Raw genomic sequence first — 21,148 nt, forward strand, 5'->3', positions numbered from 1 at the left:
ACAGGCTCCAGCAATGGCTCACGGCACCCCGACCGCTTCAGGTCACGGGCAAGCGAAACCCGGCGAGATCGCCATCGGCGTCATCATTGGGCGCACGTCGGAGTTCTTCGACTTCTTCGTCTACGCGATCGCCTCGGTGATCGTGTTCCCGAAGCTGGTGTTCCCGTTCGTCGACGAACTGACCGGCACCCTTTATTCATTCGGCATCTTCGCGCTGGCGTTCGCCGCGCGGCCGCTCGGCACCGTCATCTTCATGGCGGTCGACCGCCGCCACGGCAAGGGTGCCAAGCTCGTCATCGCGCTGTTCCTGCTTGGCACCGCAACGGTCGCGCTCGCGTTCCTGCCCGGCTACGACACGATCGGCGTCGCCGCGATATGGCTCTTGGCCGCCGCGCGCGTCCTGCAGGGCATCGCCTGGGGCGGTGCGTGGGACGGGCTCGCCTCGCTGCTCGCGATGAACTCACCGCCGAATCGCCGCGGCTGGTACGCGATGGTGCCGCAGCTCGGCGCGCCGCTCGGGCTGATCGTGGCGAGCGCGCTGTTCGCCTTCTTCGCCGGCAACCTGTCGGCGGATGATTTCTTCGATTGGGGCTGGCGCTATCCGTTCTTCGTCGCCTTCGCCATCAACGTGGTGGCGCTGTTCGCGCGGCTGCGCATGGTGGCGACGGACGAATATTCCGAGCTGTTCGAAAGCCGCGATCTGGAGCCGGCGCCTGTCGGAGAGACCATCGCACAGGAGGGCCGGAACATCGTGCTCGGTGCCTTCGCGCCGCTGGCGAGCTTTGCCCTGTTCCACATGGTCACGGTGTTTCCGCTGTCCTGGGTGTTCCTGTTCACCAAGGAAAGCCCGGTGCGGTTCCTGATCATCGAGATGATCGGCGCCATGGTCGGCGTCGTCGCGATCGTCGCTTCTGGCATGATCGCCGACCGCGTCGGGCGCAAGCCGCTGCTCTTGGGCTCGGCGGTCGCGATCGCGGTCTATAGCGGCTTTGCCCCGCAGCTGCTCGATGCCGGTGCGCTCGGCGAAACCGTGTACATGGTGCTCGGCTTCGTGCTGCTCGGCTTGTCGTTCGGCCAGTCGTCGGGCGCGATCGCCTCGAACTTCGCGCGCAACTATCGCTACACGGCATCGGCGCTGACTTCGGACTTCGCCTGGCTGTTCGGCGCCGGCTTTGCGCCGCTCGCCGCGCTGCTGCTCGCGACGCATTTCGGCCTGATCTCGGCCGGTGCGTATCTCCTGTCGGGTGCGGTGTGGACGCTGCTGGCGCTGTGGCTGAGCGGCCTGCGCGAAGCCGAGGGCTGATCTCTTCTCCTTCCCCTGAAAGGGGGAAGGTCGGGATGAGGGTCAGCCGCAGGCGACGCTGCGAGCCGAGAGAGCAGATGTCCACCCGCTTTGCTCTGGCGAGCAAAGCGACCTCTCCTTTTCAAGGGGAGGTGGACATCCTCACCGGAACAAGCCGTCGACGCGGAAGGAATAGCCGAGGCCGACGATATAGGTCGGCGAGTTGCGGTTGAGCCCGAACGCGACATGAAGGTCGATCTGCTGGCTCGGCGTTATCTGGACCATGCCGCCGGAATTGATCAGCCGGGTCGGCCGCGCGCCGTCGGGATAGTCGCCGACATATTCGGTGAACACGCTGATCCGCTCGGTCAGCTTCTTCTCGATCACGAAGGTTGCTTCCGACATGTGGCGGCCGGTCAGCTCGGCCGGATGGAAGAATTCCGTGAACATGCCGCTGACGCCCCAGCCGTCATGCAGCTCCCATGACCACGGCAGCTGGATATAGGGCTGCGCGCCGCGCCCGGCGATCGCGGCCGCGCCGGTCGGCAGCGCGACACCGGCGGTGATCGAGAGGTCGATCTTTCCCGGCAGCGGGCTGATCTGCCACTTGATGCCGGGTGCGACGTCGGAAAAGCCGGATGCACCGGGCGATCTCACATTGCCGACATAGCTCGGCAGGTCGATCAGCACTTCGAGACAGGGCGCAATCCCGAGCCGCCAGCGGCTGTTGCTGCCGTCGATGCTGCGGCCGCCGTCGCGGCCGGTCAGGTTGACGCCGTTCTCGCTTTGCAGGCTCCCGACCGGCACGACGATACTCGAATTGGTGACGTCGGGCCGGTCGGTCGCGATTTCGTCGCTCGGCCTGGGGCAGCCGTCCGCGCGCGCGGCGGTGGCTGCTGCGGCTGTGAGCGCAGCAAGCATGCATGCGCGTCCGGCAAGTCGAGCGACGGCGCCGAACCTATCCTGAAACACTGGGGATGCTCCAATAGCGCGGCGCAGCTGCGGAGGTGGCAGCTTGAATAGAGATCGGCGGCGCGCGCGGATATTCCCGGTTGGCTGAAAAACTTCCGTATCGGCCGCGCGAGCGAGCGGCATTGCGGGGAATAGAATGGCAGCAGGGCTGCTCCTGTTGTGGTGGCAAACAGGAGATCCCCGGGAATGACCATTCGTTCGATCGCAGGCGCTCTGGCGCCGCGACACGCCAAAATCGCCGCGATGGCGGCCATCGCGATCCTGATCGCCCTGAACAGCGCCCGTGCGGCCGGTGATCCGGCACGCGGCGCCACGCTGTACCAGGGCTGCGGCGATTGCCATTCGATCGAGAAGAACGACGTCGGCCCGATGCACAAGGGCGTCGTCGGCCGCCTCGCCGGTTCGGTCGCAGGCTACAATTACTCGCCCGCGCTGAAGAACTCCAAGATCGTGTGGACCGAGGCCAATCTCGACAAATGGCTCACCGGCCCGGACGCGATGGTCCCGGGCACCAAGATGTTCTACGAGGTTCAGGATCCGAAGGACCGCGCCGACATCATCGCCTTCCTCAAGGAGAAGGCGAAGTAGGGCACCAAGCTTCTCCACCCGTCGTCCCGGCGCAAGCCGGGTACCCATAAACCACAGGGTAGTGTTGTTCGAGCGCGCTGTGGCCCCAGCCGCTTCCATCAATCACCTACGGTGGTAATGGGTCCCGGCCTTCGCCGGGACGACGGCGGTCGTGAGGCGCGAGCGCGACGCTTCGCGGCCTCAATCCACCACGATCTTGACGCGGTCGCGCGGCTTGACCTGGGCGTGGGCGTCGAGGCCGTTGAGCACGCGGAAGCGCTCGGCCGGGTGATCGACGCCGGCCATGCGGTGCGACAGCGATTCCACGGTGTCGCCGGGCTGCACGTTGATGACCTTGATGCGCAGCGGCCGCGCAGCCTGGATCTCGTCAAGGGTCAGGCGACGGAATGAATTGACGGTCTCGCGCGCGTTGCGCTCGCTCTCGGTGGATTTCTGCTTGGTGGCGAAGATGAAGCGGTAGACGTCGCTGCCGAAGCGCAGCGCGTAGACCTTGAACTGCCATTGGTCGCCATGCGCGGTGGCGGATGCCGCCGGGAAGCCGTTGATGTTGAGGTCCTCGGTCGAGGACTTCTCGACCCCTTCCATCCAGCCGGAATTCAGGTAGTCGCCGAGCGACTGTTCGGCCGGCACCCGCACCACGTCGAAGCGCATCGCCTGGCTGCCGCCCTCGCGCACGCCGATCACCGCCTGCGCGGTGTTGTCGAGCGTGAAATTGTCGGGCGCGGTGAAGGTGAAGCCGAGCTTCGGATGCAAGAAGCGGCGGCCGCGGACGAAGCCTTCGCTGGGGTCCTCGCCATAGACGATGTTGTCGATCGCGGCGAGATAGGTCTCGCGGTCGCGCTCGTTGCTCTCGGGCGACGAGTATTGCCGCGCGGTGGTCTGCGCGTTGGAGATGCGCTCCGGCGTTGCCGGATGCGAGGAGGTGAAATCCTGTGCGCGCGGATCGAGCGCGGTCTTGCCGATCTTCAGCGCGGCATTACGCTCCATCGCGGTCAGGAAGCGCGCCGCGCCGTAGGGATCGAAATGCGCGCGCGCAGCGATCCCGACGCCGATGCCGTCGGCCTCGAACTCCTGCTGCCGCGAGAAGCTCGCCATCGTCAGCTTGGTCTTGGCGAGCGCCAGCGCGGTGAGATCGGGGTCGGTGCTCATGTCGGTGACGACGCGCGTCACCACCGCCGCCTGGCGCGCCTGGTCCTCGCGCATCGCGGCGTGCTTGGCCAGCACATGCGCCATCTCGTGGCTCAGTACCGAGGAGATCTCGGAGGTATCGCTGGCGAGCGCAATCAGGCCGCGCGTGACGTAGAGCTGGCCGGTCGGCAGCGCGAAGGCGTTGACCGCGCCGGAATTGAGGATCGTCACCTTGTAGGGCTGGTCGGGCCGTTCGGAGGCGGCGACCAGCCGTTCGACGGTCTTGCTGATCAGGGCTTCGAGCTTCGGATCGCCATAGGCGCCGCCATAGGACGACAGGATCCGCTCATGCTCGCGCTCGCTGTTGGGGGTCTGCTGGACCACCCGATTCGGCTTCACCGGGGCCGCCGTCGCGGTCGGGGTGACCTGCTCGAACCGGCCGACATTGCCGCAGGCCGACAGGGCAAGCGCCGCGCAGACGAGCACAGGCGCTGCCGAAAGGCGGCGGCCAGTCCCATCTTCACGCCGTCCTGCGTGCTCAATCACGTCAAAAACTCACAAATTTGTCCCAGAAACGGGCCGGGGCGCGGTCTGGCGGCCCCTAGTTCCCGTCGAGCAGTTCAATCTGCCCCACCCGGAGCAATTCGATTCGCGGCCCACGTCGTGCTTCCACCCAGCCTCGCACACGAATCCTACGATTTTCCAGAGACTTGGGCGCAAGCCCGGCCGCCTCGAACGCCGGGACTATGCGCCTTGAAATGGTCAGAGCAAAGTCCCGAGTCCAGTTTCGGCCGAAATTCAGGTAGGTCGTCGCACCCGCTTGACGCACGGACAAAACCCTGCCCTCGACCACCGCAAAGCGCCCGATCCCGGCCAAAATATCGTCCGGACTTTCAGCGTTTTTTATGACCGTGGCGTCGGCCCAGGTTCCCGATCGGGCGGCCCGCGCCTCCGCTTCGGCCGCCATCAGTGCCTTGGCGCAGTCCTGGTCGGCGATTGCGGGCGACACCAGCGCGAGGCCCTGGCGCAGCAACGTGCTTTGCACGGGCATTTCGCTACCTTCGAGGAAGGCGTAGGCCGGCTGCCGGCCGTAGCGGTCCGGCGTGTCGTCCAGTCCGCGCAAGGTCACGTCACGGCCGACCAGGAGCGCCGACAGCGCGGCCATGGCCTTCGCCTTGTCCGCGACCTCAATGCCGGCGAGCTTGACCTCGCGGCCGTCGTCGAGCCGAAGGCTGCGCGCATCGACAACAACGGCGACGCGGCCTTCGCCCTGAACCTCGAAATTGCATCCGGCCGCATGACTCGCGCCGCAGGCAAGCAGCGTCGTGCATCCGAGGAGCAGGCTGCGAGCGAACGTCGGTAGAATCTGCTTCGATAATATCTGCATGGATCGATCTTCGCACATCTTGACCCATTCCGTTCAGCGGAAAACACGTGTTGGCTCCGCGGCTTGCCGCTGTGCATGGCATGCGGCATGATCCCGCGCGCGTGAAACGGACCGGCCGCCCTGGAATGAGGTCCGCGCTTCAAGGGAGGGGTTGAATGAGACGAGTTTTGGCCGGCGTGTTGGCCTGTGTGTTTGCGATCTCGGCGAATGCGTCGCTGGCGCAGGACAAGCCTCCGCTGAAGCTCGGCGGCATCCTCGATATGTCGAGCCTCTACGCCGACATCACCGGCTCGGGCAGCGAGACCGCGGCCAAGATGGCGGCGGAGGATTTCGGCGGCGAGGTGCTCGGCCGCAAGATCGAGATCGTGGTCGGCGACCACCTCAACAAGGCCGATCTTGCCGCCAACATCGCCCGCGACATGATCGACAATCAGGGCGTCGAGATGATCTTCGACGTCGCGGCGTCCGCGACCGCGCTCGCCGCCGGCGAGATCGCCAAGGCGCGCAACAAGATCATCATGTTCAACGGCCCGGGCTCGATCCGCCTCTCCAACGAGGCCTGCGGTCCCTACACCGTGCACTATGTGTTCGACACGTTCGCGCAGGCCAATGTGACCGGCCTTGCCGCGGTGAAATCCGGCCTCGACACCTGGTTCTTCCTGACCGCCGACTATGCCTTCGGCCAGGATCTCGAAAAGGACACCAGCAATGTCGTGGTGAAGTCGGGCGGCAAGGTGCTCGGCAGCGTGCGGCATCCGATCAATACCTCCGATTTCTCGTCCTTCCTGCTGCAGGCGCAGGCCTCGAAGGCCAAGGTGATCGGGCTCGCCAATGCCGGCGGCGACACCATCAACGCGATCAAACAGGCCGCCGAGTTCGGCCTGACCAAAAGCGGCCAGAGGCTGTCGCCGCTGCTGGCCTTCGTCACCGATATCGACAGCGTCGGGCTCGAGACCGCGCAGGGGCTGCTGCTCGCGGAAGCGTTTTACTGGGACCTCAATGACGACACCCGCGCGTTCTCAAAACGCTTCATGGAGCGCACCAAGCGGGTGCCGACCTCGGCGCAGGCCGGCGTCTACTCTTCGGTGACGCATTACCTGAAGGCGGTGAAGGCCGCCGGCACCACGGACCCGGCCGCGGTCATGAAGGTGATGAAGGAGACCCCGATCAACGACATGTTCGCCAAGAACGGCAAAATCCGCGAGGACGGCCGCATGGTGCACGACATGTATCTGTTCGAGGTCAAGAAGCCCTCGGAATCGAAGGGCCGCTGGGACGATTACAAACTGCTCGCGACCGTGCCCGGCGACCAGGCGTTCCAGCCGCTGTCGGAGTCGCGCTGCCCGCTGGTGAAGAAATAGGACGGCTTGCAACGCCGTCATTGCGAGCGAAGCGAAGCAATCCATCTGGCCGCATAACGGAAGAATGGATTGCTTCGTCGCTTCGCTCCTCGCAATGACGAAAGAGACGGTTTCTAGTCAATAACAACGAAAGGCAAAACGCCATGAGCGACAATCAGATGGTTCTCCAATCCCTCGACAAGGGCCTGCTCACCATCACCATGAACCGCCCGGATCGGCGCAATGCGCTCAATCCCGACATGACGCGCGGCCTCGTCGAGGCGGCGCGGCGGGCTCAGGACGACACCGAGGTGCGCGCGGTGCTGATCAGGGGCGCCGGCGGCACCTTCTGCGTCGGCGGCGACGTCAAGTCGATGGCAGAAGGCCGCGCGCCGCTGCCGTTCGAAGCCAAGATGGCGAATTTGCGCCGCGGCATGGAGGTGTCGCGCATCCTGCACACGATGCCGAAGCCGGTGGTGGCGCAGCTCGATGGGGCTGCGGCCGGCGCCGGGCTCTCGATCGCGCTGTCCTGCGACCTCCGCGTCGCCAGCGCCTCCTGCAAGATCACCACAGCCTTCGCCAAGGTCGGCTTCTCCGGCGACTACGGCGGCACTTACTTTCTCACCAAGATGCTCGGCAGCGCCAAGGCGCGCGAGCTCTACATGATGTCGCCGGTGCTGTCGGCGCAGGAGGCCTATAACCTCGGCATGGTCTCCAAGGTGGTGCCCGATGCCGACATCGAGGCCGAGACGCTGGAGCTCGCGCGCTCGCTGGCGCAGGGGCCGTCGGTCGCGCTCGGCTATATCAAGCGCAACATCAACAATGCCGAGACCATGACGCTTGAAGCCTGCTTCGACGGCGAGGCGATCCATCACACGCGCGCCGGCGAAACCACCGACCACAAGGAAGCGGCGAAGGCCTTCGTCGAGAAGCGCAAGCCCACCTTCCAGGGCCAGTAGACCGTGACCAACCACATGGCCGAATACATTCGGCTGCGGCAGATCTGCCTGGTGGCACCGCAGCTTGCGCCCGTGATCGCGGACATCTCCGCGATCATGGGCCTCGACGTCTGCTATCGCGACGGCAATGTCGCCAAATACGGTCTCGAGAACGCGCTGCTGCCGGTCGATACGATTCTCCTGGAAGTGGTCGCGCCATTCCAGCCGGGGCCGGGCACCGCGGCCGGCCGCTTCATCGAGAAGACCGGCGGCCGCGGCGGCTATATGGCGATCTTTTGCTGCGAGGATCCCGACGCGCGCGGTGCCAAGGCCAATGCGATGGGCGTGCGCACCGCGAACGTGATCACGCACGCGCCGTATCATGGCGTGCAACTGCACCCGCGCGACTGCCGCGCCGCCTTCATCGAGTTCAACCACACCGATGGCAGCGACAACGTGCTGGGGCCGTACCCGCCGGCCGGCCCCGATTGGCAGAAGTCGATTCGCAAGGACACGACGCTGGCGCTGACCGAGGTCGAGATGCAGAGCCCCGAGCCGCAAGCATTGGCGGAACATTGGGGCAGGATCATCGGCGTTCCCGCTGATCGCACCGCGGTGAAGCTGCCGAACAGCACCTTCCGCTTCGTCAAGGGCGACAGCGAGATCATGAGCGGCTTGACGTTCAAGGTCGCCGACAAGACGAAGGTGCTCGATGCCGCAAAGGCCAGGGGCTGTGCGGCGAAGGGCGATGAGTTCCAGCTTTGCGGCGTGACGTTCAAGCTGACGGCGTAGCGTTCTACTCCTCTCAATCCGTCAGCCTGAGGAGCGCGTAGCGCGTCTCGAAGGACGCACGGCCCGGCTGGAGGCCCGTCGATCCTTCGAGACGCGCGCAAGAGCGCGCTCCTCAGGATGACGGGGAGGGAGATTGAGCTCGTGGCGACGATTCAATATCGTGGTTCACAATAACAACAATGGAACGCCCCATGCCGCATCCGCTCGATACCTTCTTTGCCCCCAAAAGCATCGCGCTGATCGGTGCCTCGCGCGATCAAGAGAAGATCCCCGGGCGGCTGCTCGCGATGCTGCGCAAGAACGGTTATCCGGGCGCGCTTTATCCGATCAATCCGAACTATGACGAGATCGACGGCTTGAAGGGCTTCAAGTCGATCGCCGAGATCGGCGCACCGATCGATCTCGCCGTCATCGTGATTCCGGCCCGCGCGGTGCTGCCGGCGCTGGAGCAGTGCGCGGCCGCCGGCGTCAAGAACGCGGTCATCATCTCCTCCGGCTTTGCCGAGGAGGGCGGCGACAGCGCGGCGATGCAGGACGCGATCGTGGCGCTGGCGAAGCGGACGGGAATGCGGATCTCAGGCCCGAACGCGGAAGGATTCTACAGCCAGGCGCAGAAGGTCGCCGCGACCTTCAGCCCGACCGTCGACGTCAAGCCGGATGCGCCTGATCTGATCGCGAGCAAGCGGCGGATCGGCATCGTCGCGCAGAGCGGCGGCATCGGCTTTGCGATCTATCATCGCGCCAAGGCGCTCGGCATCGCGCTGAGCTATGTCGTCAGCGCCGGCAATGAGAGCGATCTCGGCACCGGTGAATTCCTCGACTACATGGTGCAGGATGCCTCGACCGACGTGATCCTGCTGTTCATCGAGGGTATCAGGGACGTCGACAAGTTCCTGACGGCGGCGAAGCGCGCGGTGGAGCTCAGGAAGCCCGTCATCGTCACCAAAGTGGGCCGCTCCGGCGCCGGAGAACGCGCGGCGGCCTCGCACACCGCGAGCATGGCAGGCTGGTCGGCGGCCTATGATGCGGTGTTCGCGAAGTACGGCTTCATCGTCTCCAACGATCTCGACGAGGCGGTGACGATTGCTGCCGTGCTCACCACCAATCCGTTGCCGAAGGGCAACCGCGTCGCGGTGCTGACGGTGTCCGGCGGCGCCGGCATCTGGGGCGCCGACACCGTGTCGATGCAGGGCCTGCGGGTGCCGGAGCTTTCCGCCGCGATCCAGAGCCAGATCAAGCAATGGATGCCATCCTATGGCGCGGCGGGCAATCCGGTCGACGTCACCGCGCAGGGCGTCTCCTCCGGCGGCCTGCAGAAGAGCATCGAGCTGTTCGACGCGTCTGATGAAGTGGACGCGACGCTGGTCGTGCTGTCGCTGTCGAGCGAGACGCGGATGCCGTTCAAGGAGGCCGAGCTGACGCCGGTGATCGCGGCGCAGCACAAGCCGGTGGTGTTCTACTCCTACACGCTGCCGTCGCACTTCGCGCGGCAGGGGCTGGCGAAGTCGGGCGTGGTGGTGCTGTCGGGGCTGACTCATGTCGGCGTCGCGATGCGGCGGCTGGCGGAGTATGCGAGTTTCAAGCCCGCGCCTGACATGGCGGCATCTGCCTCGCCGAAGCACGATCTCTCCGTGCATCTCGCAGCGAAGACGCTCTCTGAATATGACAGCAAGTCGCTGCTGCGCGCGGCCGGCATCGCGCTGCCCGACGAAGTGCTGGTGACTGACCGCGACGGACTCGACGCCGCGATCGAGAAGGCCGGCTTCCCATTGGTGATGAAAATCCAGTCGCCGGCGATCGCGCACAAGAGCGAGGTCGGCGGCGTCCGCGTCAACATATCAGCCAAGGGAGCGGCGTTCACCGCCTATCGCGACATGCTGGAGACCGTGCAGCAGCAGCGGCCGGAGGCCAAAATCCAGGGCGTGCTGGTCGGGCCGATGGCCAGGAAGGGCGTCGAGATCATCGTCGGCACCATGCTGGACGCGACCTTCGGGCCTCTGGTGATGGTGGGGCTCGGCGGCATCACGACCGAGCTGTTCAGGGATGTGGTCTATCGCCCGGCGCCGGTGAGCCCGGATGAGGCGACCACAATGCTGGAGATGCTGAAAGCCGCGCCGCTGCTGCACGGCTTTCGCGGTGCGCCGAAGGCCGATGTCGCGTCGCTCGCGCGGCTGATCTCAGAGATTTCGGCGCTGGCGGCACAGCATACGAACGAGATCGCCGAGATCGAGGTCAATCCGGTGCTGGTGCATCCGGAAGGGCAGGGCGTGACCATCGTCGACGCGCTGGTGGTGCCGAGGGGTTACGAGCTATCTCCCCATCGTCGTCCCGGCGAAGGCCGGGACCCATAACCACCGAACGTGGTTGGAGGAGCAAAGTGACTCCGCTTGTGCCCCTTTCCATGGGCCGCGGCGTATGGGTCCCGGCTTTCGCCGGGACGACCCGTGGAGAGAGCGGCGCTTGCCGCTCACCGCCCCTTGAAGTTCGCGACGCGGCGCTCGGCCGTTGCCTTGACGCCTTCCTTGAAGTCTTCGGTCGCGCGCAGCTTGGTCTGTTCGACGAGCTCGTGGTTGGTCGCAGCCAGCACGCGGTCGGCGAGGTCGCCGCGCATGGTGGCGCGGGTCGAGACCAGGCCGAGCGGCGAGCACTCGGCGATCTCCTGCGCGAGCTTCATCGCCTCGGCCCGCACCTGGTCCTGCGGCACCAGCACGTTGGCGAGACCCCAGCGATAGGCCTCCTCGCCGGTGACGCGGCGGCTGGTGTAGAACATCAGCTCGGCATTGTTCTTGCCGATCAGCTCCGGCAGCGTCGTGGTCAGGCCGAAGCCCGGATGGAAGCCGAGCTTGGTGAAGTTGGCCGAGAAGCGCGCCTCGGGGCAGGCGACGCGGAAGTCGGCAGAGACGGCAAGGCCGAGGCCGCCGCCGATCGCGGCGCCATGGATCGCCGCGACGATCGGCTTCTTGTTGCGGAAGATGCGCACCGCCTGAACGTAGAGATGGTTGATCGGCAGGTTCGAGGCCGGATCGCTCTTGGCGCGCTCTTCCTGCTCCTGGCGGGCCGGATCGCCGAAATTGGCACCGGCGCAGAACGCCTTGCCTTGCGCTGCGAGCACCGAGGCGCGGATCTCGATATTGTTGTCGAACTCTTCCAGAGCGTCGGCGATCTGGTTGATCAGCGCGACGTCGAAGAAATTCAGCGGCGGCTTGCGGATTTCGATCAGGCCGACATGGCCGTGGGTCTCGACGCCGATATCAGTGTACTTGGTCATCTCTTGTCTCCGGTAAGGCTGCAGTCTCGCGGCGCGAACGGTGTCACCTCTCCCAAGGGGAGAGGTCGATTTGCGCCAGCAAATCGGGTGAGGGGTTCTGCTCTCTCGAGGGACCGTGACCCCTCACCCGGCGCTGCGCGCCGACCTCTCCCGATGGGAGAGGTGCAGGAGCTTGCGGTGAGAGCATCGGTCCCATTGGTCATCAGCGCAGACCAAGCCCGCGGGCGATGATACCGCGCAGCACCTCGGTGGTGCCGCCCTGGATCGTCAGCTTGGGCGCGGTCTTGATGGCGAAATCGAGCTGCTTCTCCAGCGTCTCGCGGTTGGTCGCGGTCTCCTCGACGAAGGCGGCGAGATCGCGGACCCGATGCGGCAGCTGCTGCTCCCACACCGTGCCGATGTCCTTGACGATGGAAGCTTCCACCACCGGCTCCTTGCCGGCCTGCAGCATGCCGGCAACCGACACCGACATGCGGCGCATGGTGTGGACCTGCGCCACCAGCCGGCCGATGCCTTCGGCGCTGCGGGTGTCCGGGTTCTTGCCGACGGCGCGCACCAGTTCAGTGAGCACGTAATAGGTCTCGAGGAATCGCTCGGGGCCGCTCCGCTCATAGGCGAGCTCGGACGTCGCCTGCTTCCAGGCGCCGTCGACTTCGCCCAGCACGTGATCGTCGGGCACGAAGTAGTCGGTGAACACCACCTCGTTGAATTCGAACTGGCCGGTGATCTGGCCGATCGGGTTCACCTGGATGCCCGGCTGCTTCATCTTGACCAGGAACTGGGTCAGGCCGTGGCGGCGATTTTCCTTGGTCGGCGGCGAGGTGCGGAAGATCGCGATCATGTAGTCGGCGATGTGCGCCGACGAGGTCCAGATCTTGGTGCCGTTGATCAGATAACCGCCGTCGGTCTTGGTCGCGCGGGTCTTCGCCGCGAACAGGTCGGAGCCGGAATTCGGCTCGCTCATGCCGATCGCGAAGCACACCTCGCCGCGGCAGATCCGCGGCAGGATATCCATCTTGATGTGCTCGGGTGCGTATTTCAAAAGCACCGGCCCGCTCTGGCGGTCGGCGACGAAGAAGCGCCGGGTCGGCGCGTTCGCCACCCGCATTTCCTCGGTCACGACATAGCGTTCGAGGAACGAGCGCTCCTGGCCGCCATACTTCTTCGGCCAGGTCATGCCGAGCCAGCCCTTGGCGCCGACGCGGCGGGAGAATTCCGGCGCGTCATTGTCCTCGCGGTTCGGCGCGTGGGGATCGAAGGTGCCGGCGGCGATTTCCTCGGCGAGAAAGGCGCGTACTTCCTTGCGGAGCTGCTCGCATTTCTCGGGCAGGCGGATCGGATCGAAACGAAGGGCTGCAGTCATGATGTCCAGTCCTGATCTTTCTGCCTGATCTCAGCGCGAAGCCACCAGCGGCCACAATTCATCGGCGCCACGCTTGGCAACGAGTTTGCCGAGCTCGACCGCCCAGTAGCTCTCCGAGCCGAAATCGTCGCGCCACGCCAGCGCGCGCAGCGAATAGCGGTGCAGGATGTGCTCGATAGTGAAGCCGATCGCGCCATGCACTTGATGGGCGATGCTGCTGCCCTTCTCGGCTGCTTCCGAGCAACGGATTTTTGCGGAAGCCGCTTCGAGGAACACCGCGTCGGTGTCCAGCGACTTGGCGTTGACGATCGTGTCCGCCGCGGAGGTCGCGGCGGCCAGCGCCGCGGCGTTTTCGCCGGCGAGGCGGGCGAGGTTGTGCTGCACGGCCTGGAATTTCGAAATCTTCTTCTCGAAGGCGACGCGCTCGTTGGAATAGCGCACGGAGATGTCGAGCATCGCTTCCAGCGCGCCTGCGATCTGCAGGCTGCGCACCACGCCGCCCATCAGCATCAGCGTGGTTTGGTCAAAGCTCTTTGGCGCCGGCTTGGTCTTGACCGGCTGCACCTTGTCGAGCGTGACGGTGTCGTTGTGATCGCCACCCAGCCCGATGCCGGATTCGATCCGGCACTTCGCGGCATCGACCAGCGCGATCGATGCGCCGCCATTGCCATCAGCCAGCACCGCGAAATGCTTTGCGTCCTTGGCAAACGGCACGCCGCGGGCGCGACCGGAGAGCGAGCCGTCGGCGTTGAGCGTGACGCGATCCTTCGGGCTTGCCGGCACAACGGTCATCTCGCCTTCGGGGGAGGCGATCTTGCCTTGCGTCAGCAGCCAGCCGGCCAGCATTGTTTCGGCCAGCGGAACAGCGATCGCATGGCGGCCGGCGACGTTGAGGACGCTGAAACCTTCGGCGAGACTGGCGCCGGAACCGCCGAGATCGTCGGGCACCCAGGAGAGTGGCAGGCCGGCTTCGGTCAGCGCCTGCCACAGCGGCGCCTTCCATGCGCCCTGCTTGTCGTGATTGATGGTTTGGGCATCCGCGAGATCGGCGAAAATCTTTTCCGCGGTCTCGGCGACGATGTTTTCACTCTCCGCCACAGCGTTCCTCGTGTTGATTGGCTCGGGCCGGCCGTTCGGCCATGCCCTGCTTGCGATGTTGTCTTGCGCTCAATGATGCGGAAAAGCCATAGCCGTGACAAGCGTTGCCCGCAGGGCCACTTGCGCTGTTGGCATGAAGCAGGACGGTCTGCATGAATTCCGCAGAGTGAACTTTGCGACGCCTCGGTTTGTATGCCACGCGCGGCGGCAAATCGGCCTGTGACATCAGTTCAGTCCGCCAGGTGAAACTCGATCGCCTTCCGCATCAGGTCGGCGAACTCGGTCTCCTGGGTGACCAGCGCGTCGTTCAATCCGGCCACGCACAGCACCAGCGGCTCATTGGACTCCGCGATCGGCGGCAGGTTCATGGCAACGGCGCCCGCGCCCGGCGTGACCAGGCCGAGCGAGAACGCGTGCCCCTTGGCGCGGACCTTCTTCAGCTCCAGCAGCAACGCCTTGATGTCGATCTGCCGATCGGGCCGCGCCTCGTTGGCGTTGATCAGGCGCACCAGGCGGCGTACCTCCTTGTCCGGATAGGCCGACAGCAGCGCGTAACCCGATGCGGATCGCGCCAGCGGCCGCAGCGTTCCGGCCTTGACATAGAGCCGCATCGGCAGCCTGGCCTGGATGATGTGGACATATTGCGCGCTGAGCCCGTTGCGCACCGCAAGCATGATGGTCTCTCCGGTTCGCGCGGAGAGCTCCTCCATCAGATTAACCAGGCGCCCCCTGGTGAACAGCGCCGGGCTCAGCCAGTGCCCGAGCATCGAGATCCGCGGCGTCGGGATGTAGGTGCGGCGGCTGGTGTCGTAGTGCAGGTAGCCGAACGCCGTCATCGTCCGCATCAGTGCCGAAGTGCTGGACTGCGGGAAGTTGAGGGCGGCGGCGACCTCGATGGCGGAGGCGGCGCGCTGGTGCTCCTCGAAGAATTCGAGCACATCGAACACGCGTCGCGCCGACTTGACCGCATTGTCCATCTTCGGCAGGTCGCGCGAGGTATCGCCGGGGAAGTCGAAAGACCGCGCGCCGGCGGCCGTGTCGGCCTTCGCCACATCTTTCTTCGCCACCGGCATCGCTATCGTCCCTGCTGCGCCACCCGCCGCTTCAGCCACCAGCCATATTGCTCCGGCCAACTGGTCCACTCGGGATCGCATCCGAGCGCAAGTGCCGTCTGCGCGGGCCAGTTCGGATTCCACAGCAGTTCGCGGCCGAGTGCAATAAGCGTCGCCTTGCCGTCGCGCAAGATGGCTTCGGCGTAGTCCGGTTCGCGGATCAATCCGACCGCCACCGTCGGCATGCCGGCTTCCTGCTGGATGCGCTCGGCGAACGGCACCTGGAAGCCCGGGGTTCGCGACACCAGCGAATTGCCGCGCGGCAGCTTCATGCCGCCCGACGAGCAGTCCACCATGTCGATCCCGATCGCCTTCAGCTCGGCCGCAAACGCAACGGAGTCCTCGATCGACCAGCCGATATCGACGCCGTCGACCGACGAGATCCGGACGAAGGCCGGCAGGTGACCCGGCCATTCCTCGCGCATGATCGCAGCGATCCGCAGCGGCAGCCGCATCCGGTTCTCGCGCGAGCCGCCATATTCGTCGTTGCGGTTGTTGGCCAGTGGCGACAGGAACGAGTGCATCAGATAGCCGTGCGCGCAGTGCAACTCGATGACGTCGTAGCCTGCTGCCCTGGCGCGGCGAAACGCCTGGCGATAGTCGTCCACCACGGCATCGATCTGCTCTGACGTCATCATCTGCGGAGCGGGCCAGCCGTCGTCGAAGGGAATCCCGCTCGAGGCCGCGATCTGCCACGGGCCTTCGCCGCGCGCCTTGATGTCGGCCTCGCCGAGTGGATTGCCGCCTTCCCACGGCCGCTGCGCCGAGCCCTTCCGGCCGCCATGTGCGATCTGGACCGCGGCCTTGGCGTTGAAGCCATGGATCAGCGCGGCGAGGGCGGCGTGGTCCGCAATGTGCGCGTCATCCCAGATGCCGAGGCATCCGTGGGTGATGCGTCCCTGGACGTTCACCGAGCTCTGCTCGACGAACACGAGGCCGGCGCCGCCGGCGGCGAGCTTGCCGATATGTGCGGTGTGCCAGTCGGCGGCGCGCCCGTCGCGTGCCGAATAGGTCGCCATCGGCGAGACCATGATCCGGTTCTTCAGTTCGAGGTCGCGCAGTTGCAGCGGGGTAAACAGCAGCGGCAGTTCGGTCATGCGATGTCCAGCCTTGCTCGTGGTGTGCGGGTTCGTGAGTGCGGTCATTTCTTCAGCAGCGGGCAGGCGCTCTCCTCTGGAGTCGCGAACGCTTCCCTGCCCGGGATGACCTGAACCAGCTTCTCGTAGTCCCAGGCGCCCTTGGATTCCGCCGGCGATTTCACCTGCACGAGATACATGTCGTGGATCAGCTGGCCATCCTCGCGCAGAAAGGCATTGCGGGCAAAGAAGTCGTCGATCGGCATGTCCTTCATCTGCGCGATCACCTTGGGACCGTCGTCGGTGCCTGATTTCTCGATCGCCTTGAGATAATTCATCACCGCGGAGTAAAGGCCGGCCTGCACCATCGTCGGCCGCTTCTTGGTCCTGGCCATGAAGCGCGCGGCAAAGTCGCGGGTCTTGTCGTCGAGATCCCAATAGAAGGCGGTCGCGAGTTGTAACCCCTGGGCTGCCTGCAAGCCGATCGCATGGATGTCGCTGGTCTGCATCAGGAAGGCGGCCAGCTTTTGCGTGTGCGCCATCCCGAATTCCTGCGCCTGCCGGATCGAGTTGGCGAGGTCGCCGCCGGTGTTGGCAAAGGCGATCACATCGGCCTTCGAGCTCTGGGCCTGCAGCAGATAGGACGAGAAATCCATGCTGTTGAGCGGATGCCGCACCTCGCCGGCGATGCTGCCGCCGACCTTCTCCACGGTCTTGGCGGCGTCGTTGCGTAGCGCGTGGCCGAAGGCGTAATCGACCGTGACGAAATACCAGCTCTTGGCGCCCGATTTGGCCAGTGCCCGAACCGTGCTGTTGGCGAGCGCATAGGTGTTATAGGTCCACTGCACCGAATTCGCCGAGCAGCCCTTTCCGGTCAGATCGGAGGAGCCGGCCGACGACACCAGCATCGCCTTGTTCTTCTGCTTGGTGAGCTCGAGCACGGCGAAGGCGACAGCGGAATTGGCGAAATCGACGATGACGTCGACATTCTCCTGCTCATACCAGCGCCGCGCGATGCCGGCGCCGACATCCGCCTTGTTCTGATGGTCGGCATCGACCATCGCGATCGGCTTGCCCAAAACCTTGCCGCCGAAATCCGCGATCGCCATCCGCACCGCTTCGACCGCGCCGGGTCCGGCAGCGTCGGCATAGAGGCCGGCCTGATCGGTCAGCACGCCGATCTTCACCATGTCGTCGGAAATCTGCGCGTGGGATGGCGCGGCGAAGGCGACTGAGAGGATCGCAGCGCTCGCGGCGATCCACCCGTATCTCGATGTCATGGTCCCTGGTTTCCTCTAGTTCGATTGCCTTATGGCGGTGGTTTTCTCTTGCCGCAGGTCGATCATGCCGGGATGCGACTGCGGGTCCTGGTCGGCGCCGAGCAGCGTGTGCTTCTGGATCTTGTTGGTCGAGGTCAGCGGCAGGTCGGCGACGAAGGCGATCCATGCCGGCAGCTTGAACGGCGCCAGGCGTTCGCGGCAAAAGTGGAAGATGTCCTGCGCAAGTTCGCGTGAAGCCTCGGCGCCGTCGTTCATCACGATGAAGGCTGCGACTTCCTCGTCGCGGATCGGATCGCGCGCGGCAACGACCGCCGCCTGCTTGACCAGCCCTGATGTCGTCAGGACGGCCTCGACCTCCGCCGCCGAGATGTTCTCGCCGGCGCGACGGACCAGGTGCTTCAGCCGGTCGACGAACACGAAGGCGCCGTCCGCGTGCTGCCAGGCGCTGTCGCCGGTGTGAAACCAGCCGCCGCGCCAGGCCTGCTCGGTGGCCTCGGGGTCCTTCAGGTAACCGGAGAAGAAGCCGCGCCGCGGCGTCGCTGCCGAATGGCGCACGCAGAGCTCGCCGACCGAGCCCGCTGGCAGCGCATTGTCTTCGGCATCGAGGATCGTCATTTCGAGGCCGGGTACGCTGCGGCCGATCGTGTTGGTCTCAAGATGGCGCGGCTCGACCGTGTTGAAGGGACTGCGTCCGGTCTCGGTCATACCCCAGCCTTCGACGAACGGGATGCCGAAGCGGTCGCGGGCTCGCGCGCGCTGCTCGGGATTGGCGCCGACGCCCATCGAGAAGCGCAGCGCATGGCCTTTCTCATCCGGCGTCTCCGGCTGCGCCAGCAAGGCTGCCACGATCACGCCGAGATAGTGCAGCACGCTGGCCCGGCACGCGACGATGTCGCGCCAGGCAGATTTCGCGTTGAAGCGCTCCGGCAGGATCAGGCAGCCGCCGGTCAGCATCATCGCGATCGGGGTCAGCGTCAGGCCGGCCATGTGGAATAGCGGCAGCGGGCTGTAGAGGCGCTCCGTTCCGGTATGATACGTCGCCTCGCCGCCATGGCTGATGTACCAGCGGCCGGTCGAGACCACGTATTCGTTGGTCAGGATGCATCCCTTCGGACGCGCCGTCGTGCCTGATGTGTAGAGCAGCGCAGCTTCGGTCTCGCTGCCCGGCTCACCGGTGCGCGGTGGCGCGCACCGGGCCCCGCGGGATTTGCGTCACGCTCGCGCCGAGGTCGTCACCGGAGACGGCGAGCAGCGGAACATCGCCGGTCAGCGCCTTCTGCAATTCCTTCTGATCGTGCAGCGTGACGATCAAATCGGGCTCGGCATGTGCAATCAGATATTCGATTTCCGCCGCGCGGTAAGCCGGGTTGATCGGAACGATGGAGACCCCGAGGCCGTTGAGCGCCAGCCAGTGCACGAGGAAGTCGGGCCGGTTCTCCAGCAACAGACAGGCGCGATGGCCGTGGCCGAAGCCTGATGCGCGGTACAGGTCGCGCAATGCGCAGACCTGCCGCGCAATGTCGCCATAGGACAGTTCGGCGCCATCGGGAAAGTATGCGCGGTCAGGACGCGCGGGAATGCAGAGAAAGGGTTTGAACGCTGCCGCATCTGATGTCGCAGCGAACGCGCTGAACACGGTGTACATCGTGGCGAAACTTCCCTTTGACGGCCGCTGATCGATGTCAACGATGCGGATCCGAAAGAGTCCGGGTGCTTCATTGAGCGCATTGTCATGTGATCGCGACGTTGCGCGGAAGCTATAGGGGTGAATAATATGCTGTCAAATCTATTATGAGTTTCCATAAAACTCATATGTAGTTTGAGGTCAAAATGGGAGGTAACGAGATGAAGATGCATATGCTGTCGGGCGGCCGTCTGCAGATGTCCAAGCGGACCTATCTGCCCGATGCGCCGCGCGGCGAGATGATCGAGCTTCCGGTGTCCTGCGTGCTGTTGCGGCATACGCAGGGCAATGTGCTGTTCGACACCGGATGCCATCCCGATGTCGCGACCGATCCCGAAGGGCGGCTCGGCACGCTCGCCAAATACATGCGTCCGCTGATGCCGGCGGATGATCATGTGCTGACGAGCCTGAAGGCTGTCGGCCTCGGCCCCGAGGACATTGACGTCGTGATCTGCTCGCATCTGCATACCGATCATTGCGGCTGCAACGCCTTCTTCAAGAAGGCGACGGTCTTCGTTCACGCGCTCGAGATCGAGGCCGCGAACGCCGACAACGCGTTCGATCGCGGATACATCAGGGCGGATTGGGATCATTCGCTGAAGACGGAAATCTTCGATAAGCAGATGGACGTGTTCGGCGATGGCAGACTGACGCTGATCCCGCTGCCGGGACATTCGAAGGGAACGACCGGCGCGTTGGTCAAGCTGGACCAGAGCGGCGAATTCCTGCTCGCCTCCGACGCACTCAGCGTGCGCGCCAATCTCGATCAGCGGACCTCACCGAAGAACAGCCTCGATGTCGAGCAGTTCCTGAACTCGCTCGACGAGATCGCCAAGCTCGAGGCATCAGGCGTCAAGATCATCTGCGGCCATGACGAAGCGCAGTGGGCCAGCCTGCAGAAGGGGCCGAACGCCTACACCTAAGGACCTGGCGCGGTTTGCAGATGCTGCTCCGCGCGATATGGTATGCCACCGCCGGAGATCATCTGGCTCACAACAACAAGGAAAATGCAGATGTCCAAGGATGGTTTGTGCGCGATCGTGACCGGATCGGCATCGGGCCTCGGCGCCGCCACCGCGCAAATCCTCGCCACGCAGGGCGCGCGCCTCATCATCAACTATTCCAACAGCAAGGCGGAAGCCGAAGCGACAGCGGAAGCCTGCCGCAAGCAGGGCGCCGAGGTGCTGGTGGTGCAGGGCGACGTCTCGCGCGATGAGGACTGCAAGAAGATTGCGGCCGCCGCGCAGGGGTGGGGGCGGGTCGACGTGCTGGTCAACAATGCCGGCACCACCAAGCATGTGCCGCATCACGATCTCGACGGCCTGACCGCGGAAGACTTCCAGCGCATCTATGCGGTCAACACCATCGGCCCGTTCCAGATGGTTCGTGCCGCGCGTGCGCTGCTCGAAGCCGGCGCGAAGGCCTCGGGCCGTCCCTCGGCGGTGGTCAACGTCTCCTCGGTCGCCGGCATTTCCGGCGGCGGCTCGTCGGTCGCCTATGCCGCGAGCAAGGGCGCGCTCAACACCATGACGCAGTCGCTGGCGCGTGCGCTGGCACCTTTGATCCGCGTCAACACCGTGTGCCCGGGCTATATCGACACGCCCTGGTTCACCAAGGGCCGCGGCGAGGCTGGCGCCAAGCAGGTGCGCGATGCCGTGGTCGCGCGCGTGCCGCTGAAGGTCGCGTCGACGGCTGAAGACATCGCCAACCTCGTCTGCTTCCTGGCGAGCCCGGCGTCGAGCAACATGACCGGTGAGTTCGTCCGCATGGACGCAGGCATGCATCTCATTCAGTGACGCGGCTTCCGAGTTGCTGCAGAAGCGAAAATGCCCGGGCGGAT

General features: G+C 65.1%; 19 protein-coding genes. 8 read left to right on the forward strand and 11 right to left on the reverse strand.

Annotated features, from left to right (window positions below; all coding sequences use genetic code 11):
• The first annotated feature begins 13 nt into the window (after nt 1-13).
• Nucleotides 14-1,303 (forward strand): MFS transporter, encoded by a 1,290-nt coding sequence (locus ACVILL_RS15020; RefSeq protein ID WP_456729756.1) that lies wholly within the window; start codon nt 14-16, stop codon nt 1,301-1,303.
• Between the two features lie 141 nt (nt 1,304-1,444).
• On the opposite strand, the gene ACVILL_RS15025 is transcribed toward ACVILL_RS15020, so the two are convergent.
• Entirely contained in the window at nt 1,445-2,203 is a 759-nt protein-coding gene (locus ACVILL_RS15025) for a transporter (protein WP_456729757.1), read from the reverse strand.
• 237 nt (nt 2,204-2,440) lie between these two features.
• Between ACVILL_RS15025 and ACVILL_RS15030 the strand changes: the two genes are divergently transcribed.
• Nucleotides 2,441-2,842, forward strand: a complete 402-nt coding sequence (locus ACVILL_RS15030; RefSeq protein ID WP_456729758.1) for a c-type cytochrome — start codon at nt 2,441-2,443, stop codon at nt 2,840-2,842.
• Nucleotides 2,843-3,022: 180 nt separating this feature from the next.
• On the opposite strand, the gene ACVILL_RS15035 is transcribed toward ACVILL_RS15030, so the two are convergent.
• Nucleotides 3,023-4,516: a M48 family metalloprotease gene (locus ACVILL_RS15035; protein ID WP_456729759.1), complete on the reverse strand. Its 1,494-nt coding sequence runs from the start codon at nt 4,514-4,516 to the stop codon at nt 3,023-3,025.
• A 55-nt stretch (nt 4,517-4,571) separates the two neighbouring features.
• Nucleotides 4,572-5,357 carry a thermonuclease family protein gene (locus ACVILL_RS15040; RefSeq protein WP_456729760.1) on the reverse strand — a complete coding sequence of 262 codons (786 nt, stop codon included), beginning with the start codon at nt 5,355-5,357 and terminating at the stop codon, nt 4,572-4,574.
• A gap of 155 nt (nt 5,358-5,512) precedes the next feature.
• On the opposite strand from ACVILL_RS15040, the gene ACVILL_RS15045 reads away from it, so the two are divergent.
• From ACVILL_RS15045 to ACVILL_RS15060, 4 genes are all read left to right on the forward strand, one after another.
• Nucleotides 5,513-6,718, forward strand: a complete 1,206-nt coding sequence (locus tag ACVILL_RS15045; protein ID WP_456729761.1) for an ABC transporter substrate-binding protein — start codon at nt 5,513-5,515, stop codon at nt 6,716-6,718.
• A gap of 143 nt (nt 6,719-6,861) precedes the next feature.
• Nucleotides 6,862-7,656: an enoyl-CoA hydratase gene (locus ACVILL_RS15050; protein ID WP_279709981.1), complete on the forward strand. Its 795-nt coding sequence runs from the start codon at nt 6,862-6,864 to the stop codon at nt 7,654-7,656.
• Nucleotides 7,657-7,671: 15 nt separating this feature from the next.
• Complete coding sequence (locus ACVILL_RS15055) at nt 7,672-8,427, forward strand: hypothetical protein (RefSeq protein WP_456729762.1); 756 nt, start codon at nt 7,672-7,674, stop codon at nt 8,425-8,427.
• A 191-nt stretch (nt 8,428-8,618) separates the two neighbouring features.
• Nucleotides 8,619-10,778, forward strand: coding sequence for an acetate--CoA ligase family protein (locus ACVILL_RS15060; RefSeq protein WP_456729763.1), 2,160 nt, complete (start codon nt 8,619-8,621; stop codon nt 10,776-10,778).
• A gap of 116 nt (nt 10,779-10,894) precedes the next feature.
• On the opposite strand, the gene ACVILL_RS15065 is transcribed toward ACVILL_RS15060, so the two are convergent.
• The 8 genes from ACVILL_RS15065 to ACVILL_RS15100 all read right to left on the reverse strand — a co-directional run bounded on the left by ACVILL_RS15065 (nt 10,895) and on the right by ACVILL_RS15100 (nt 19,269).
• Entirely contained in the window at nt 10,895-11,695 is an 801-nt protein-coding gene (locus ACVILL_RS15065; protein ID WP_456729764.1) for an enoyl-CoA hydratase/isomerase family protein, read from the reverse strand.
• Nucleotides 11,696-11,897: 202 nt separating this feature from the next.
• The gene (locus tag ACVILL_RS15070; RefSeq protein WP_018269158.1) at nt 11,898-13,058 is read right to left on the reverse strand and encodes an acyl-CoA dehydrogenase family protein; all 1,161 of its coding nucleotides are present in this window, start codon (nt 13,056-13,058) and stop codon (nt 11,898-11,900) included.
• Nucleotides 13,059-13,088: 30 nt separating this feature from the next.
• On the reverse strand, nt 13,089-14,156 hold the full coding sequence (locus ACVILL_RS15075; RefSeq protein WP_456729765.1) for an acyl-CoA dehydrogenase family protein: 1,068 nt from the start codon (nt 14,154-14,156) through the stop codon (nt 13,089-13,091).
• Between the two features lie 230 nt (nt 14,157-14,386).
• The gene (locus ACVILL_RS15080) at nt 14,387-15,229 is read right to left on the reverse strand and encodes an IclR family transcriptional regulator (protein WP_456729766.1); all 843 of its coding nucleotides are present in this window, start codon (nt 15,227-15,229) and stop codon (nt 14,387-14,389) included.
• A gap of 2 nt (nt 15,230-15,231) precedes the next feature.
• Entirely contained in the window at nt 15,232-16,365 is a 1,134-nt protein-coding gene (locus ACVILL_RS15085) for an NADH:flavin oxidoreductase/NADH oxidase (RefSeq protein ID WP_456729767.1), read from the reverse strand.
• A 44-nt stretch (nt 16,366-16,409) separates the two neighbouring features.
• Nucleotides 16,410-17,624: an ABC transporter substrate-binding protein gene (locus tag ACVILL_RS15090; RefSeq protein ID WP_456729768.1), complete on the reverse strand. Its 1,215-nt coding sequence runs from the start codon at nt 17,622-17,624 to the stop codon at nt 16,410-16,412.
• A gap of 15 nt (nt 17,625-17,639) precedes the next feature.
• A complete protein-coding gene (locus tag ACVILL_RS15095; RefSeq protein ID WP_456734267.1) occupies nt 17,640-18,767 on the reverse strand; it encodes an AMP-binding protein in 1,128 nt (375 codons plus the stop codon).
• Nucleotides 18,768-18,792: 25 nt separating this feature from the next.
• Nucleotides 18,793-19,269: an AMP-binding protein gene (locus tag ACVILL_RS15100; protein ID WP_456729769.1), complete on the reverse strand. Its 477-nt coding sequence runs from the start codon at nt 19,267-19,269 to the stop codon at nt 18,793-18,795.
• 200 nt (nt 19,270-19,469) lie between these two features.
• Between ACVILL_RS15100 and ACVILL_RS15105 the strand changes: the two genes are divergently transcribed.
• Nucleotides 19,470-20,231, forward strand: a complete 762-nt coding sequence (locus tag ACVILL_RS15105; protein WP_456729770.1) for an N-acyl homoserine lactonase family protein — start codon at nt 19,470-19,472, stop codon at nt 20,229-20,231.
• A gap of 90 nt (nt 20,232-20,321) precedes the next feature.
• Nucleotides 20,322-21,104 (forward strand): SDR family NAD(P)-dependent oxidoreductase, encoded by a 783-nt coding sequence (locus ACVILL_RS15110; protein WP_456729771.1) that lies wholly within the window; start codon nt 20,322-20,324, stop codon nt 21,102-21,104.
• Nucleotides 21,105-21,148: the final 44 nt, after the last annotated feature.

The sequence above is a fragment of the Bradyrhizobium sp. USDA 3364 genome, from assembly GCF_054056355.1.

Coding starts and splice junctions, on each gene's coding strand:
- ACVILL_RS15020 (WP_456729756.1), top strand. CDS start 14: ATGGCTCACGGCACCCCGACCGCTTCAGGTCACGGGCAAGCGAAACCC.
- ACVILL_RS15025 (WP_456729757.1), bottom strand. CDS start 2,203: ATGCTTGCTGCGCTCACAGCCGCAGCAGCCACCGCCGCGCGCGCGGAC.
- ACVILL_RS15030 (WP_456729758.1), top strand. CDS start 2,441: ATGACCATTCGTTCGATCGCAGGCGCTCTGGCGCCGCGACACGCCAAA.
- ACVILL_RS15040 (WP_456729760.1), bottom strand. CDS start 5,357: ATGCAGATATTATCGAAGCAGATTCTACCGACGTTCGCTCGCAGCCTG.
- ACVILL_RS15045 (WP_456729761.1), top strand. CDS start 5,513: ATGAGACGAGTTTTGGCCGGCGTGTTGGCCTGTGTGTTTGCGATCTCG.
- ACVILL_RS15050 (WP_279709981.1), top strand. CDS start 6,862: ATGAGCGACAATCAGATGGTTCTCCAATCCCTCGACAAGGGCCTGCTC.
- ACVILL_RS15055 (WP_456729762.1), top strand. CDS start 7,672: ATGGCCGAATACATTCGGCTGCGGCAGATCTGCCTGGTGGCACCGCAG.
- ACVILL_RS15060 (WP_456729763.1), top strand. CDS start 8,619: ATGCCGCATCCGCTCGATACCTTCTTTGCCCCCAAAAGCATCGCGCTG.
- ACVILL_RS15065 (WP_456729764.1), bottom strand. CDS start 11,695: ATGACCAAGTACACTGATATCGGCGTCGAGACCCACGGCCATGTCGGC.
- ACVILL_RS15070 (WP_018269158.1), bottom strand. CDS start 13,058: ATGACTGCAGCCCTTCGTTTCGATCCGATCCGCCTGCCCGAGAAATGC.
- ACVILL_RS15080 (WP_456729766.1), bottom strand. CDS start 15,229: ATGCCGGTGGCGAAGAAAGATGTGGCGAAGGCCGACACGGCCGCCGGC.
- ACVILL_RS15085 (WP_456729767.1), bottom strand. CDS start 16,365: ATGACCGAACTGCCGCTGCTGTTTACCCCGCTGCAACTGCGCGACCTC.
- ACVILL_RS15090 (WP_456729768.1), bottom strand. CDS start 17,624: ATGACATCGAGATACGGGTGGATCGCCGCGAGCGCTGCGATCCTCTCA.
- ACVILL_RS15100 (WP_456729769.1), bottom strand. CDS start 19,269: ATGTACACCGTGTTCAGCGCGTTCGCTGCGACATCAGATGCGGCAGCG.
- ACVILL_RS15105 (WP_456729770.1), top strand. CDS start 19,470: ATGAAGATGCATATGCTGTCGGGCGGCCGTCTGCAGATGTCCAAGCGG.
- ACVILL_RS15110 (WP_456729771.1), top strand. CDS start 20,322: ATGTCCAAGGATGGTTTGTGCGCGATCGTGACCGGATCGGCATCGGGC.